Genomic DNA, 14,416 nt, shown 5'->3' with positions numbered 1-14,416 from the left:
GGTGATGTGAGTCATGTGGGGTGGTTCACCGGTCAACGGCCTTCTGGGGCCTTCCGCGGGGCCTCGAATGTGACCGCGGTCTCGAAGGCCGCGCGGCGGGTGGCTCTGCGTAGCGCCTTGAGCACCGCCGGGCCGAGCGTCAGGGTCAGCAGGACCGTGACCACCGCCCTGCCCAGGTCCCAGCCCAGCGAGGTCGCCACGCAGTACGCGGCGAAGCGGGCCAGATTCGCGGGCACCGTCCCGTCCGGGTCGAAGGCGACGCCCGAGGCCAGCGCGCCCATGAAGGGCCACCCGGCCATGTTCATCGCCGTGCCGTAGGCGAAGGCGGCCACAAAGCCGTAGGCCGCGAGCAGGGCCAGTTCGGCACGGCCACGGAGCCGGTCGCCGCCCGGCAGCAGGCCCGCGCCCATCGTGAACCAGCCCATCGCCAGCATCTGGAACGGCATCCACGGGCCCACCCCGCCCGTGAGCAGTGCGGACGCGAACATCGTGACCGAGCCGAGGACGAAGCCGAAGCCCGGGCCGAGAACCCGGCCGCTCAGCACCATCAGGAAGAACATCGGCTCGATGCCCGCCGTCCCCGCGCCGATCGGACGCAGGGCCGCGCCCGTCGCCGCAAGGACGCCCAGCATCGCCACCGCCTTCGCGCCGAGCCCCGACTCCGAGATCGTCGCCGCCACCACCGCGACCAGCAGCACCAGCAGGCCCGCGAACAGCCAGGGGGCGTCCTGGGCGTGCGCGTTCAGCGCGGAGGTGGGCGGGGCGAGGAAAGGCCAGCCGAACGCGATCACGCCCACCGCGCTGACCAGCGCCAACGCGGCGAGCGAGCGGGGGCCCAGGTGTACGGGACGCCGCCTGGGCATCGTCATCGCTGCGCCTCCCGCAATGCCTCGCGCACCTGCGCGACCGTGAGCCACTCCTGCGGGGCCAGGATCTTCGTCACCTGTGGGGCGAAGGAGGGGGAGGAGACCACCACCTCCGCCGTCGGGCCGTCGGCGATCACCTCGCCCTCCGCGAGCAGCACCACCCGGTGGGCCAGTTCCGCGGCCAGCTCCACATCGTGGGTGGCCAGGACGATCGCGTGCCCGGCGGCGGCGAGTCCGCGCAGGAGGGCGACCAGGCGCGCCTTCGCCGCGTAGTCCAGGCCCCGGGTCGGCTCGTCCAGGAGGAGGAGAGGCGGGTGGGCGGTGAGGACGACCGCCAGCGCGAGGGTGAGGCGCTGGCCCTCGGAGAGGTCGCGGGGGTGGGTGTCGTCCGTGATGCCGGGGAGGAGGTCCGAGACCAGGGCCCGGCAGGTGCCGGGGGCGGCCCCCGCGTCCCGGTCGGCGGCCGTGCACTCGGCGGCGACCGTGTCGGCGTACAGCAGGTCGCGCGGCTCCTGCGGGACCAGACCGGCGCGGCGGACCAGGTCCCGGGGCGCGGTGCGGTGCGGCACGAGACCGCCCACGTGGACCGTTCCCGCCGACGGCTCGACGAGGCCCACGAAGGTGTTGAGCAGCGTCGACTTCCCGGCGCCGTTGCGGCCCATGAGGGCCACTGTCTCGCCGGGCAGGACGGTGAGGTCCACCTCGCGCAGCGCCTGGACCCGGGCCCGGCGCACGGAGAGGGAGCGGGCCTCGGCGGGGGCCGCGGAGGCGGACGGCGTGGGGGGAGGACGGCGGAAGCGACGGCGGGCGGGAGGATCCGCCGGGGGCTCGGCGGGGAGCCCCGCGGGGGGCGCCGGGGGCGTGTCCCCCCTCCGGGGAGTTGCCCGCCCTTCCCGCTCTTCCCGCTCTTCCCGCCCTTCCCGCTCTTCCCGCTTTTCCAGGCGTTCCAGGAGTTCCAGGCGTTCCCGCAGGTCGCCGGCGCGTCGGCGGGCGTCCCGGACGGTCAGTGGCAGTGGGGACCAGCCCGCCAGCCGGCCCAGGCTCACCACCGGCGGGAACACCGGGGACACGGCCATGATGTCCGCCGGGGTGCCGAGCAGCGGGGCCGCTCCCGGGGAGGGCAGCAGGGCGACCTGGTCGGCGTACTGGAGGACGCGTTCCAGACGGTGCTCCGCCAGCAGCACCGTCGTACCGAGGTCGTGGACGAGGCGGAGGAGGACGGCGAGGACCTCCTCGGCGGCCGCCGGGTCGAGCGCGGAGGTCGGCTCGTCCAGGACGAGGACGCGCGGGTGCGGGGTGAGGACCGAGCCGATCGCGACCCGCTGCTGCTGACCGCCGGAGAGGGTGGCGATGGGGCGGTCGCGGAGGGCGGCCAGACCGAGCAGGTCGAGGGTCTCCTCGACGCGGCGGCGCATCACCTCCGGCGGCAGGCCCAACGACTCCATGCCGTAGGCGAGTTCCTCCTCGACCGTGTCCGTCACGAAGTGCGAGAGGGGATCCTGCCCCACCGTCCCCACGACGTCGGCGAGTTCGCGCGGCTTGTGGGTGCGGGTGTCGCGGCCGGCGACCGTGACGCGGCCGCGCAGGGTGCCGCCGGTGAAGTGCGGGACCAGGCCGGACACCGTGCCGAGGAGCGTCGACTTGCCCACCCCCGACGGGCCCGCCAGGAGCACGAGTTCACCCTCGGGGACGGTGAAGTCGACGTCCTGGACGGTGGGTTCGGTGGCGCCGTCGTACGTCACGGAGACGCTCTCGAAGCGGATCACGACGGCTCCTCGGTATCTGCTGGATCTTTCGGAGGGTTTTCGGGGGCGAGGAACGCGGGCAGCAGGCCGAGGAGTACGGCCGCCGCCGGCCAGAGCGGGAGGGCGGGGGCAGTCAGCGGGACGACACCGGGGTGCAGGGCAGCCGGGTCGGCGGACGCGGCGACGGTGAGGAGGGCCGCGACCGCGACACCGGAGGCGGCGGTCAGCCAGGCCCGCGGGGTCCAGCGGTCCGGGCGGTAGCGGGTGCGCGGGGAGCGGCGGCCGCCCAGTCGCAGCCCGGCGAGGGCCGCGACGACCCCGGCGAACAGCACCGGGAGGCCGTAGGCGCCGCCCGCCGCGGTGAGCAGGCCGTACGTTCCCGCGCAGACGCCGAGCAGACCGCCGAGCGTGAGGGCGGCGGTCGTTCGGCGGACGGGGGCGGGGACGTCGGCGGTACGGCCGTAGCCGCGGGCGTCCATCGCGGCGGCGAGGGCGACGGAGCGTTCCAGGGCGCCCTCCAGGACCGGCAGGCCCACCTGGAGCAGGCCGCGCAGGCCTGTGTCGGGGCGGCCCCGGAGACGGCGGGCGGCGCGCAGGCGGTGGACGTCCGCGATGAGGTTCGGGGCGAAGGTGAGGGCCACGACCACCGCCACCCCCGTCTCGTACAGGGCGCCGGGGAGCGTCTTGAGGAGGCGGGAGGGGCTGGCCAGGGCGTTGGCGGCACCCACGCAGACGAGAAGGGTCGCCAGTTTCAGGCCGTCGTAGAACGCGAAGAGCAGGCCCTCGGCCGTGACCGCGCCGCCGAGCCGGATGCCCTGCGCCCAGTGGGGGAGCGGGACTTCGGGAAGCGTGACGAGCACATGCGTGCCCGGGATCGGGGAGCCCAGCGCGACGACGAAGACAAGACGGATGACGAGGACGGCGAGCGCGAGCTTGAGGAACGCGGAGTAGGAACGGGACCAGGGGGTGTCCGGGCGGCACGTGGTGACGACGTACGCGGAGACGGTGAGGAGGAGACCGAGGAGGAGCGGGTTGGTGGTGCGGGTCGCGGCGGTGCCGAGACCGAGGGCCCACAGCCACCAGGCGGCGGGGTGGAGTGGGGTGCGTTGTGTGCGGGGGCGGCCGTCAGCCATTCCTGCGGGACCCTCGCCGCCGGGCCTGCCGGACCGCCGCCGCGCCCAGTACCGCCACCGCCGCCGCGCCCGCGTACAGGCCCAGGGACGGCCCGCCGTCGTCCTTCTTCGCCGCTTCCTTCGCCGCTTCCTTCGCCGGTTCCGGCTGCGCGGCGGACGTCGGCTCGTCCGTCCCCGGCGCCTGCCCGGACACCTGCTCGCCGCAGCCCGTCCGCGGATATCCCGCGATCGCGCACAGCAGGGCGTTCGTGTCGTAGCGCAGGGGTCTGGCGACCGAGGCGAGGGCCTCGGCCGTCGTCGCGTCGGGCGAGACCCGGGCGCAGGCCGTGCGCGGTGACGGCGGGGTCTCGCCGCTCGGCGCGTCCGCCGCCGTGCCGAAGTCGATGACCAGGGCCACCCGCTTCGTGTCGTCCCGGGCGGGCGTCTTCGCGCAGATCGCCGTGAAGGAGGCCGCGCCGCGCGGCTGCGAGGCGTCCTGGGAGTCCGCGCTCACCGCGAACCGGAAGCCCTGGACGTCGCCGTCGGCGGGGCGGGCGGTGGACGGGCCCTGGGTGGCGTACGTCCAGCCGTCGCCGGAGCGGTCCCAGAAGGACCAGTAGCGGTAGCCGGCCGCCTGGGCCGACTGCACCGCGCCGGTCAGCGACAGCAGCAGCGCGGCCAGGACGAGGGCGGCGCACCGGCGCGTCACGGCTGCTGCTTCCTGCCACGGCCGCTGATCAGGAAGCCGATGCCGACACCGGCTACGAGGAAGACGCCGACGATCCACCAGACGCCGTAACCGGAATCCGAGTCGTCCTTCTTGTCGGCGTCGGCGTCGGCGGCCTGATCGGTGGCCTTCGTCGTGGCCTGCGGGGTCGGGCCCGTCGCGTTGAGCTGCGCGACGAGGTCGGCGCCGCCGAAGTGGCGGGGGTCGGCGCCCGTGGCGTGTGCCGCGAAGACCAGCTGGGCGTAGGCGGCGGGGCCGCTCTGCTTCGCCCAGGCCGCGGAGTTCTGCTCGAGCCAGGCGAGGGGCTTCGCCGCCTGCTCGGTCGCACCCTGCGCGGCGAGGGCGACGACGGCGTCGGCGGTGTTGCCGTAGTCGGGCTGGTCCTCGGCGCCGGGGAGGGCGGACTTCAGGTAACCGTTGTCGGCGACCGCTCCGGCGAGGTAGGCCGCGCCGTTGCGGGCGAGTCCGCTCGGGGTGGCCGCGGCGGCGGAGTCGCAGGTGGGGGCCGCCGACGTCTTGCCGGCCGTCGTCACGAACCCCTTGCCGAGGGCGCCGAGCACGCCCGCCGCCGTCGCGTCCGCGTTGGCCGCGAGGCCGCCCTTCTTGTCCGGCTGGTACGCGAACGCGCCGCCGCCGTCCTTGTCGCACGGGACGGAGAGCTTCACGAGAGCGTCGTACGGCGACTTGCCGGCCTTCTTCACCTGCGCGGGCTGCTGCCCGGCCGCCGCCAGCGCGCCCGCCACGACGGAGGTCGAGTTCGCGTCGCTCGCGCCGCCGGGGGTGTAGCCCCAGCCGCCGTCGGCGTTCTGGACCGACTTCAGCCAGGTGACGGCCTTCCCGGTCTCGGCCTGGTGGCCACCCAGCGCGGCCAGCGCCTGGACGGCCGCCGCCGTGCTGTTGGTGTCCACCATCAGCTTGGCGTCGCACGCCTTGGCGGTGTCCGCGCGGAACGCGGCGAAGGCGCCGGTCGCGCACTGTTGCCCGGTCAGCCAGGCCACGGCCCGGTCGGCGGGGGTGACACCCGTGGTCCGCTGCGCGAGCAGGGCCAGCGACTGGCGCCAGACACCGTCGTACGTCGGGTCGGTGGTGCCGTACAGCCCGTCGGGTATCGCCACCGACGGGGTGGGGGACGGGGTGGCGGCGACGGCGGGGACGGCGGCACCCAGCACGACGGTGGCGGCTGCCAGAGCAGCGGCGCTGCGGCGGATGTTCATGATCGGCGGGTGCCTCTCCCGGTCGGGGAGGTCACGCAGCGGGCAGCACGGGACATCCCGGCGGCTCGGCTCCGTATACCTCGACGGTGCCGTGCGCCGGCGGGCCTGCCGACGCACGTGAGCCGGTCACGGTCCCGTACCGGGCGATCCGGCTGTGACGGTTGCGGGTCAGCGCCGGAATTGCACCGGCTTCCCCCTGTACGGGCGTGATGACGACGCGGCCACTCTACCGGCAGGTAGCCGGGCGCCTGAGGGGCGGTTGTGAAAGCGCCCCTGACGGGGCGGGAGCCCCCGATATGTTCTGACCATGACCGATACGGGGAGAGCGCCGGGCGGGCTCCCGGCCGCGGTGCCGGGCGGGCCGCCGGGCCGGCTGCTCGGCTCGGGCCGAACGGCCGACGTGTACGAGATCGACGACGCGTGGGTGCTGCGCCGCGACCGGGAGGGCTGGGAGGACTCGGCCGCCCTCGCGGCGGTGATGACGCACGTGCGCGAGCACGGCTACCCGGCGCCCGCCGTACGGCCCTCCGGCTCCCGCTCCGACCTGGTGATGGAGCGGCTGGACGGGCCGACGATGCTCCAGGCGTTCGGGGCGGGCACGCTGGACGCCGAGGAGGCGGGGGCCGTCCTCGCCCGGCTGCTGCGCGAGCTGCACGCCCTGCCGGGACGGATCTCGGCCGACGCCGGCATCCTGCACCTGGACCTCCACCCGGACAACGTGATCCTCACTCCCGACGGCCCCCGGGTCATCGACTGGGCCAACGCGGAGGAGGGCCACCCCGGGCTCGACTGGGGCATGTCCGCGGTGATCCTCGCCCAGGTGGCCGTCTCTCCCCAGCCCATCGCCGATCCGGCGCGGGCGATGCTGACCGCGCTGCTCGCCGACCCCTCCGACCTCACCGAGGAGGGCCTGGCGGAGGCCCTGCGGAGGCGGGCGGCCAACCCGACGATGAGCCGCGAGGAGACGGAACTCCTCGTACCGGCAGCCGAGTTGATCAGGTCGACGGCGGGCCGCTGACTAGGCCGCCCGCCAGACCGTCATGTCCGCGGTCACGAAGGCGATGTCCGCGTTGGTATCAAGGGGCCCTCGCCCGCCGCGAGCGATCTACACCGCCACGTAGGTCACCGGATCGCTCCCGGTCACCGCCTCCGCGCGTCCCTGCTTCACCAGCCGCCGTAGATGGGCCTCGGCCTCCGAGACCGCGATGTTCCGTGAACCGTAGGGGATTTGCGGCCAGGGGCGGTTCCACTCCATGCGTTCCGCGAGCTGCCACGGGGTGAGCGGGGTGGCGAGGAGGGCGAGCAGACCGGTGAGACGGTCCTCGTGGTGGGTGAGCAACTCCCGTACCCGGAAAGGCGCGTCGGTGAAGGCGTACTGGTGGGCAGGGAGAATCTCCGCTGGGGCGAGCCGGCCGACGCGTTCGAGGGAGTCGAGGTAGTCGCCGAGGGGGTCGGTGACGGTGGCGTCGTCGGGATCCTCGTACAGGCCGATGTGCGGGGTGATCTCCGGCAGCAGGTGGTCGCCGGAGAACAGGCGTCCGTGGCCCGGGAGTCGAGAGGGGTGGTCCTCCTCCAGGTGCAGGCAGACATGGCCGGGGGTGTGGCCCGGCGTCCAGATCGCGCGCAGACGGCGGCCGGGCAGGTCGAGGAGCTCGCCGGGGACGATCTCGCGGTCGGGGAGGGCGGGCGCCAGACCGGGGAAGGGGCGACGACGGGCGGGGGGCGTACGGAGCGGGGCGATGTGCTCCTCCGGCGCGCCGGCGGCGGTGAGCTTGGCCGCCATGTACGTGTACCAGCGCTCGGGCCTCGTCTCGCGGGTCCGCCGCACGATCGAGGTGTCCGCCGCGTGCATCGCCACCCACGCCCCGGAGGCCTCCCGCACCTGGCCGGACAGGCCGTGGTGGTCGGGGTGGTGGTGGGTGATCACGACTCCGTACAGCTCCGCGACGGACGTGCCGCACGAGGTCAGCCCGGCGGTCAGCGCCTCCCAGGACGCCGGGTCGTCCCAGCCCGTGTCGATCAGGACCGGCCCACGGTCGGTGTCGACGACGTACACCAGGGTGTGGCCCAGCGGGTTGTCCGGGATGGGCACCCGGAGCGAGCGGACACCGCCGCCGTGGTCGTACGTGGTGGGTTCGCCCTGACTGCTCTTCATCTGCCCTCCGTCACACGGCCATTGTCCACTATAACTAGAACTGGTTTCAATAGGTGCCCAAGTCGACTGCTGACGTGCGGCGTTGGGCTGACCTGCGCTGATGTGGGCGCTAGCTGTCGCTGGCTGTCGACGTTGGTCACTGCCGGACGGCCCAGAGACGGCCCAGCGTTGATCGTCGCGAATCGCTCGCCCGCCCGCTGGTGGCTCCATCGAGAACACCCGCGTGAACCTCAGCCGACGAAAGCCCGCCACGACGCCGGGCCGGCCAACCGACCAGGCGCGCGTATGCCTCGCCGCACCCCCACCGGCCTCAGCCACGCTGTCCCTCTGTCTTGGCGAGGCCCCGGGGCCTCGCCAAACGAGTCTGCAAGTCTTGCCGCGGGCCAATCGCTCAGCACAGCCACAACTGATCGTCGATGGCCGTGACCTGCGGCCGTCTAAACGATCAGCATCCTGACCTGCTGCTGAGCTGTCGGTAGCTGTCGACGTTGGTCATCGTTGAGCGCCCTTCCACGGCTCAAGGATGGCCCAGGAAGGGCGCTCCTTGCGTTGGGGAGACGTCAACCTTTTAAGAGCGGACGTAACGGGCTGAGAGCGCAGGCAGGTCACTCGGGCAATGGGAGCCCAGGCCGTTGCTGGTCTCGACTGGGGCGCTTGTCGTCGACCCTGACTCACCGTCTGATCTGGCCCGACTGCGGCACGTAACCTTGTCAGCCTCCGAGAGCAGTGATACGGGCCGCGAGAGTCGCCAAGCTAACAGCAATACCCTCTACATCGCTGGCTTGCTTCTGCTGGAGAGAAGAGAGCTGCTGCTGAAGATTGTTGACGAGCTGGTGAAGGCCAGATGTTGACGACGTCTGCTGCTGGAGATCAGATATCGCCTGCTTGATATCAGTTCCGGCAACCCTGAGCTTGCCGGAGACCTCGACGTCTCCCTCGAAGACGCCCGCCTTTCCCCCGGGGGCGTTGGTCTGAGCCACTATGCCGTTGCGACCCCTGCCCAATATGCCGTTGCCGCCGTTATCGTTGACGCCAGCCACGCCCGCCTTGGCGGAAATCTTCCCGATCCCCAGAACGCCGTCTCCTGTCTCACTTACCCCTACGACGCCACTGCCACCTCCGCCTCTCCCGTCTCCGAGAATGCCGTTGTGCCCCCTGCCGAGCACGCCGTTGCCGCCTTTGTCGTTGACGCCAGCCACGCCCGCCTTGGCAGAGATCTGCCCGATTCCCAGAACTCCGTCTTCGTTCTCGCTTACTCCGATTACGCCATTCCCCTCCTTTCCGTGTCCGACAACTCCGCTGCGGCCCCTGCCGAACACGCCGTTCCCGCCGCTGTCGTTTGCGCCAGCCACGCCGGCCTTTCCAGTGACCTTGCCGAATCCGAGGACGCCGTCTTCAGTCTCGCTGACTCCCAGCACTCCGGCTTCGTTCTGCCCTGTTCCTTGTACCTGAGTCATTACTAAATTCCCTTTGTTTTCATGCTGGCGAAACGCTACGGCTAAGCGAAGTGGCCGCAGTGTCAATTGGATTGAACTTCAGGTGTCACGATGATCCCGTAATCGGCTGACGCCTGGCACCCGCTGTCCCGACAGCCCGACTGGCCTCGTTAGGTACGAGGTTGGAGCGGTGAGAACGGTTCGACGTTTAAGCCTTAGCGGGGCCCTGGTGCATGCCAAATCAACACTTCCGCGAAGTGCGACAGGAGTCGTGGCGTGAGCTTCCTTAGCTCTTTCTACGTTCAAGCGATCTCTTGACTCTGCTGTGCTGCACGCATTTCCACGATACCCCCTGCTGTTGGCATTGCAATTCGGGGAAAGTGGGTCAAGTCCCATACCGGAAGCGCGGGTTGGAGACGCCGTGCGGTGTCGCGCGGTCGGTGGAGCGGCTTTGGGCTGGAGCTGCTTTGGGGCGAGTGATCATGGCCCCATAAGCTTCCGGCGAGTCGGGCAGTCTGTGGACCTGCCCGTTAAAGCACGATGTTGGGGCCGTGATCTTAGAGGCTCGCCCCAAAGTGGCTGCCTAAAGCCGTGGAGCCGACCGCCCCAGCCATAGAGGGTGTCTCCCACTTCATGACCGCAGCCGCCGAGCGCGCCGCCGGGCGCGGCCAGCCGGGGCGGAGACAGGAGGCAGGCCGCGCCGCATAGGCGGCGCGCGCCCGCGCCGTGCGCGGGCCTTGATGATGTAGGGAAAGTTCTACCGCGCTCGTGATCACGAACCGCTCGATCGAGGCCTGTCGGCTCCGTACTCGTCTCGGATACCGTTCCATCCATGCCTTCTGCACTGGACACGCCCCAAGGGGCTGCGGAGCTCGCCGAGTCCCTGCTGCCCCCGCTGGGGAACCGCTGGCTGCACACCCAGGCCGTGGCCGCTCGGGCGCAAGAGCTTGCCGGGGCTGTGTCTGAGGCTGATCGGGATCTCCTCGTCGCCGCCGCGTGGCTGCACGACATCGGTTACGCCCCCGAGCTGCGGGACACCGGATTCCACCCCATCGACGGCGCGCGTCACCTGGAAACGCTGGGTGCGCCTGCGCGTCTCGTACGGCTGGTCGCCCATCACTCCGGGGCCGTCTACGAGGCAGAGCAACGCGGCCTCACGGCGGAGCTGGCCGTCTACTAGCGGGAAGACTCGCCGGTTCTGGATGCCCTGATCATGGCCGACATGACTACCGGCCCCGCGGGGCAGTCCTTCGACTTCGACACTCGCATTGACGAGACCCTCGTCCGCTACGAGCCGGGCAGCGAAGTGCACAACGCGATTAGCAAGGCGCGGCGGTACCTCGGCGCTGCTGTTGAGCGGACGCGGAACCGCCTGGGAGTCAGTACCTGATCACTCGGTCAAACGGGAGTGTCCGTGCTTGTGCAGCGCGGCGCTGGCGCGGAATCGCAACCGTCCGCAGCGATCTTTGTCCGCATCGGATGCGTCCGCAGGGCAACAGCAGTGGTCGGCCAGCCAACGCAGGTCGTTGGGGTCCAACCAGAGCGGCACTCGCCCCTTGTCCGCTTCCGCTGACGGGTCGGTTTCCTTCATGGGTGGACCCTACCGACACCCTCAGCCGATGTAGGGCTCTGCCCGGCCGGCCAACCCGTGCTCGATCCGCATCCGCATGGACGGGTGGATGTTCAGCTCGTCCAGCCTGCTCGGGTCGACGAACGCCACTTCCCCGTCGACGAGGTGGATCCGCTGTCCGGCGTCCTGCACGTCACCCAGCAGGTCAAGATCGTGGATCGGAAGCTGGTCTTCGCCCCGCCGAAGAACGGCAAGCTCCGTGACGTGCCGCTGCCGGACTCGGTCGCCTCCGCGCTCGCCGAGCACATGACGGCCTTCCCGCCGGCCGAAGTCACGTTGCCCTGGATGCGCCCCGACGGAGAGCCGGTGACCAGGCTCCTGTATTTCACGGGTGCTGAGGGTGGGGCAGTCTGGCGCAACGCCTTCAACGCACACGCCTGGAAGCCTGCGCTCGCTGCGGCGGGAGTGATCCCCAAGCCCGGACCGGGGGAGAGGTACAAGGAGTCCCGCGAAGACGGCATGCACGCGCTACGGCACTTCTACGCCTCGGTGCTCCTCGACTCCGGGGAGAGCATCAAGGCCCTGAGCGCCTACCTCGGCCACGCCGACGCCGGGTTCACGCTGCGCACCTACACCCACCTCATGCCGAGCAGCGAGACGCGTACGCGGAAGGCCGTCGACGAGATGTACCGGAGGGCCCGCAGGCCCCCGACGGCCCCCTGACGGCCCACGGGTTTCGACCCCGCCCCTGATCATCGGGAAACCGCTGGTCAGGGGCATTCTCGTGCTGTCCGTGGACTACTTTAACTAGAACTGGTATCAGTTCCTGAAACACCGTCAGAAACGTAGACGAAGGCAGTGGCCATGGCCGAGCTCGTGGAACACGGACAGCTGTTCATCGGCGGGGAACTGACCGACCCCCTGGGCAAGGACGTCATCGAGGTCGTCTCGCCGCACACCGAGGAGGTCATCGGGCGGGTGCCGCACGCGTCGGCCGCCGACGTGGACCGGGCGGTCGCCGCGGCGCGGCGGGCCTTCGACGAGGGGCCCTGGCCCCGGTTGTCGCTCGACGAGCGGATCGCCGTCGTCACCCGCATCAAGGACGGCATCGCGCTGCGGCACGAGGAGATCGCCCGGGTGATCTCCTCCGAGAACGGCTCGCCGTACTCCTGGAGCGTCCTCGCGCAGGCCCTCGGCGCGATGATGGTGTGGGACGCGGCGATCACCGTCGCGCGCGGCTTCACCTACGAGGAGCGGCGCGACGGCGTGCTCGGGAAGATCCTTGTGCGGCGCGAGCCCGTGGGGGTGGTCGCGGCCGTCGTCCCCTGGAACGTCCCGCAGTTCGTCGCCGCCGCCAAGCTCGCGCCCGCGCTGCTCACCGGCTGCACGGTGGTGCTGAAGCCGTCGCCGGAGTCGCCGCTGGACGCGTATCTGCTGGCCGAGATCGCGCGGGAGGCGGGGCTGCCGGAGGGCGTGCTGTCGATCCTGCCGGCGGATCGCGAGGTCAGCGAGTACCTGGTCGGGCATCCGGGCGTCGACAAGGTGTCGTTCACCGGGTCGGTCGCGGCCGGCAAGCGGGTCATGGAGGTGGCGTCCAGGAACCTGACGCGCGTGACCCTGGAACTCGGCGGCAAGTCGGCGGCGGTCGTCCTGCCGGACGCGGACATCGCCACGTCCGTCCCCGGGATCGTCTCGGCCGCCTGGATGAACAACGGGCAGGCCTGTGTGGCCCAGACCCGCATCCTCCTGCCGCGCTCGCGCTACGACGAGTTCGCGGACGCCTTCGCCGCCGCGGCGGCCGCGCTGGTCGTCGGCGACCCGCTGGACCCGGCGACCCAGGTCGGCCCGCTGGTGGCGCGGCGCCAGCAGCGCCGGAACCTCGACTACATCCGGATCGGGCAGGAGGAGGGCGCGAAGATCCTCACGGGCGGCGGACGTCCGGCGGGCCTGGACCGCGGCTGGTACGTGGAGCCGACCCTGTTCGGCGACGTCGACAACTCCATGCGGATCGCCCGCGAGGAGATCTTCGGGCCGGTGATCTGCCTGCTGCCCTACGGCGACGAGTCCGAGGCGCTGAGGATCGCGAACGACTCCGACTACGGGCTCAGCGGCAGCGTGTGGACGGCGGACGTCGAGCACGGCATCGAGGTCGCGCGGCAGGTCCGTACCGGGACGTACTCGGTGAACACCTTCAGCCTCGACATGCTCGGCCCGTTCGGCGGCTACAAGAACTCCGGGCTGGGGCGGGAGTTCGGGCCCGAGGGATTCGGCGAGTACCTCGAGCACAAGATGATCCACCTGCCGGCGGGGTGGGAAGGGTGAGCAGGGTGGAGGTACCTCCCGCGCGAGCCGATTCGGGCGTGGGGGCGGGGGACCGGTGGCGCGTCGAGGTGGACCGGTCCCTGTGCATCGGATCCGCCCAGTGCATCCACCACGCGCCCGACGGCTTCCGGCTCGACACCGCGCGCCAGTCCCATCCGGTCGAGCCGGACATGGACGCCAACGAGCGGGTGCTGGCGGCGGCGGAGAGCTGCCCGGTGGAGGCGATCATGATCACGCTGGTGGGCAGCGGTGAGGCGGTGTTCCCGCCGGAGGAGTGAAGAAATTTCCCGATAGGGTATTGCGTCACGTTTGGGGCGTTTTATCCTGGTAGTGGCCTACGAGGCGAATGAGGGGGTCCGACCGGAGTAGCCGACTTCTGCGTGACGCGAAGGCATCCGCTGAGGCCGACGTCGACGGACGGACCGAGGGACCTGAAGGTCGCGGGACAGGATCTGAAGGAGCCCTCGTCGTCTCGTAGGTCCCGTTCGTGCGTCCACTCCTGCGTCCCGCTCGCGTGTCCTACTCGTGGGTCCGGGGGTCCGTCACGTCGATCAGTCGGCACACCGTCTCGATGTCGATCCGCACCTGGGCGATGGACGCGCGCCCCGACAGCCAGGTGATGAGCGCCGAGTGCCAGGTGTGCTCGATGACGCGGACCGCCGAGAGCTGCTCCGGGGTGGGATCGGTCAGGCCCATCGAGTCGAGGATGATCGCCGTCGTCTGACGGGAGACCTGGTCGACCTCCGGTGAGACGCTGCGGTCGGCGAAGGTGAGCGCGCGGACCATCGCGTCCGCCAGGTGCGGCTCGCGCTGGAGGGCGCGGAAGGCGCGCATCAGGGTCTCCGCGACGCGGTCCGCCGCCCGCTCGCCCGTCGGGGGCTTCTTCCGCAGCGTGCCGTGCATGTGATCCAGCTGGTCCTGCATCGTGGCGACCAGCAGGTGCACCTTGGAGGGGAAGTAGCGGTAGAGCGTGCCCAGGGCGACCTGTGAGGACTCCGCGACCTCCCGCATCTGCACCGCGTCGAACCCGCCCCGGCTGGCCAACTGCGCGCTCGCGTGCAGGATGCGGCGCCGACGCTCCTCCTGCCGCTGGGTGAGCGGGGAGTGGGCAGGGTGCTGAGTGCTGGCTTCCGCAGACATGGGTCCCGTTCCGTGACAGTCGGTGAGGCTCAGTGGGCGCACAGCTCGACGGGGCGGTCGGCCGTGGCGTGAATCACCTGATCCACTGCTCACAGCCCTCCTACCTGCCGGTAGATTCAGAGCCTCCCG

At 71.3% G+C, this 14,416-nt stretch carries 14 protein-coding genes, 1 pseudogene and 1 riboswitch; of the genes and pseudogenes, 5 read left to right on the top strand and 10 right to left on the bottom strand.

Going from position 1 to position 14,416, the window contains the following annotated elements; genetic code table 11:
- Positions 1-32: 32 nt before the first annotated feature.
- Genes G9272_RS14320 through G9272_RS14300 form a run of 5 tightly spaced genes read right to left on the bottom strand, consistent with a single transcriptional unit; the run spans position 33 to position 5,664 of the window.
- The gene (locus tag G9272_RS14320; RefSeq protein ID WP_171396947.1) at positions 33-869 is read right to left on the bottom strand and encodes an ECF transporter S component; all 837 of its coding nucleotides are present in this window, start codon (positions 867-869) and stop codon (positions 33-35) included.
- Positions 866-2,632, bottom strand: a complete 1,767-nt coding sequence (locus G9272_RS14315) for an ABC transporter ATP-binding protein (protein ID WP_171396946.1) — start codon at positions 2,630-2,632, stop codon at positions 866-868. Before G9272_RS14315 ends, G9272_RS14320 begins: the two co-directional genes overlap by 4 nt.
- Positions 2,629-3,744, bottom strand: coding sequence for an energy-coupling factor transporter transmembrane component T (locus G9272_RS14310; protein WP_171396945.1), 1,116 nt, complete (start codon positions 3,742-3,744; stop codon positions 2,629-2,631). Before G9272_RS14310 ends, G9272_RS14315 begins: the two co-directional genes overlap by 4 nt.
- Positions 3,737-4,432, bottom strand: a complete 696-nt coding sequence (locus tag G9272_RS14305) for an SCO2322 family protein (RefSeq protein WP_171396944.1) — start codon at positions 4,430-4,432, stop codon at positions 3,737-3,739. The genes G9272_RS14310 and G9272_RS14305 overlap by 8 nt, the downstream gene beginning before the upstream one ends.
- Positions 4,429-5,664 (bottom strand): prenyltransferase/squalene oxidase repeat-containing protein, encoded by a 1,236-nt coding sequence (locus G9272_RS14300; RefSeq protein WP_171396943.1) that lies wholly within the window; start codon positions 5,662-5,664, stop codon positions 4,429-4,431. The genes G9272_RS14305 and G9272_RS14300 overlap by 4 nt, the downstream gene beginning before the upstream one ends.
- 133 nt (positions 5,665-5,797) lie before the next feature.
- A riboswitch (adenosylcobalamin-variant (AdoCbl-variant) riboswitch) is annotated at positions 5,798-5,869 on the bottom strand.
- 102 nt (positions 5,870-5,971) lie between these two features.
- On the opposite strand from G9272_RS14300, the gene G9272_RS14295 reads away from it, so the two are divergent.
- Positions 5,972-6,682 carry a phosphotransferase gene (locus G9272_RS14295; protein WP_171396942.1) on the top strand — a complete coding sequence of 237 codons (711 nt, stop codon included), beginning with the start codon at positions 5,972-5,974 and terminating at the stop codon, positions 6,680-6,682.
- Between the two features lie 87 nt (positions 6,683-6,769).
- Here G9272_RS14295 and G9272_RS14290 read toward each other — a convergent pair whose 3' ends face one another.
- Positions 6,770-7,819, bottom strand: coding sequence for an MBL fold metallo-hydrolase (locus G9272_RS14290; RefSeq protein WP_171396941.1), 1,050 nt, complete (start codon positions 7,817-7,819; stop codon positions 6,770-6,772).
- Between the two features lie 710 nt (positions 7,820-8,529).
- Entirely contained in the window at positions 8,530-9,237 is a 708-nt protein-coding gene (locus G9272_RS14285; protein ID WP_171396940.1) for a hypothetical protein, read from the bottom strand.
- An 850-nt stretch (positions 9,238-10,087) separates the two neighbouring features.
- On the opposite strand from G9272_RS14285, the gene G9272_RS45255 reads away from it, so the two are divergent.
- Positions 10,088-10,435, top strand: coding sequence for an HDIG domain-containing metalloprotein (locus tag G9272_RS45255; RefSeq protein ID WP_253267793.1), 348 nt, complete (start codon positions 10,088-10,090; stop codon positions 10,433-10,435).
- Positions 10,436-10,645: 210 nt separating this feature from the next.
- On the opposite strand, the gene G9272_RS14275 is transcribed toward G9272_RS45255, so the two are convergent.
- Both G9272_RS14275 and G9272_RS45250 read right to left on the bottom strand, forming a co-directional pair.
- Positions 10,646-10,846, bottom strand: coding sequence for a hypothetical protein (locus G9272_RS14275; protein ID WP_171396939.1), 201 nt, complete (start codon positions 10,844-10,846; stop codon positions 10,646-10,648).
- A gap of 21 nt (positions 10,847-10,867) precedes the next feature.
- Positions 10,868-10,978: pseudogene (locus G9272_RS45250) on the bottom strand (NUDIX hydrolase); the annotation flags it as partial.
- Between G9272_RS45250 and G9272_RS14270 the strand changes: the two are divergent.
- From G9272_RS14270 to G9272_RS14260, 3 genes are all read left to right on the top strand, one after another.
- Positions 10,931-11,548 carry a tyrosine-type recombinase/integrase gene (locus G9272_RS14270; protein WP_367398548.1) on the top strand — a complete coding sequence of 206 codons (618 nt, stop codon included), beginning with the start codon at positions 10,931-10,933 and terminating at the stop codon, positions 11,546-11,548. The pseudogene G9272_RS45250 and the gene G9272_RS14270 overlap by 48 nt on opposite strands.
- A 141-nt stretch (positions 11,549-11,689) precedes the next feature.
- Positions 11,690-13,147 carry an aldehyde dehydrogenase gene (locus G9272_RS14265; protein WP_171396938.1) on the top strand — a complete coding sequence of 486 codons (1,458 nt, stop codon included), beginning with the start codon at positions 11,690-11,692 and terminating at the stop codon, positions 13,145-13,147.
- Between the two features lie 5 nt (positions 13,148-13,152).
- Positions 13,153-13,425 (top strand): ferredoxin, encoded by a 273-nt coding sequence (locus G9272_RS14260; protein WP_253267792.1) that lies wholly within the window; start codon positions 13,153-13,155, stop codon positions 13,423-13,425.
- 241 nt (positions 13,426-13,666) lie between these two features.
- Here the strand turns inward: G9272_RS14260 and G9272_RS14255 are convergent, their stop codons facing one another.
- Positions 13,667-14,287, bottom strand: a complete 621-nt coding sequence (locus G9272_RS14255) for a TetR family transcriptional regulator (RefSeq protein WP_171396937.1) — start codon at positions 14,285-14,287, stop codon at positions 13,667-13,669.
- Positions 14,288-14,416: the final 129 nt, after the last annotated feature.

The sequence above is a fragment of the Streptomyces asoensis genome (assembly GCF_013085465.1).
Taxonomy (GTDB): Bacteria; Actinomycetota; Actinomycetes; order Streptomycetales; family Streptomycetaceae; genus Streptomyces; species Streptomyces cacaoi_A.
This window is presented reverse-complemented; position numbering and strand designations above follow the sequence as displayed.

Excerpts from the sequence above, each read along its gene's own strand:
- G9272_RS45255 (WP_253267793.1), top strand. The coding sequence starts at position 10,088 with ATGCCTTCTGCACTGGACACGCCCCAAGGGGCTGCGGAGCTCGCCGAG.
- G9272_RS14255 (WP_171396937.1), bottom strand. The coding sequence starts at position 14,287 with ATGTCTGCGGAAGCCAGCACTCAGCACCCTGCCCACTCCCCGCTCACC.
- G9272_RS14320 (WP_171396947.1), bottom strand. The coding sequence starts at position 869 with ATGACGATGCCCAGGCGGCGTCCCGTACACCTGGGCCCCCGCTCGCTC.
- G9272_RS14265 (WP_171396938.1), top strand. The coding sequence starts at position 11,690 with ATGGCCGAGCTCGTGGAACACGGACAGCTGTTCATCGGCGGGGAACTG.
- G9272_RS14310 (WP_171396945.1), bottom strand. The coding sequence starts at position 3,744 with ATGGCTGACGGCCGCCCCCGCACACAACGCACCCCACTCCACCCCGCC.
- G9272_RS14295 (WP_171396942.1), top strand. The coding sequence starts at position 5,972 with ATGACCGATACGGGGAGAGCGCCGGGCGGGCTCCCGGCCGCGGTGCCG.
- G9272_RS14300 (WP_171396943.1), bottom strand. The coding sequence starts at position 5,664 with ATGAACATCCGCCGCAGCGCCGCTGCTCTGGCAGCCGCCACCGTCGTG.
- G9272_RS14290 (WP_171396941.1), bottom strand. The coding sequence starts at position 7,819 with ATGAAGAGCAGTCAGGGCGAACCCACCACGTACGACCACGGCGGCGGT.
- G9272_RS14275 (WP_171396939.1), bottom strand. The coding sequence starts at position 10,846 with ATGAAGGAAACCGACCCGTCAGCGGAAGCGGACAAGGGGCGAGTGCCG.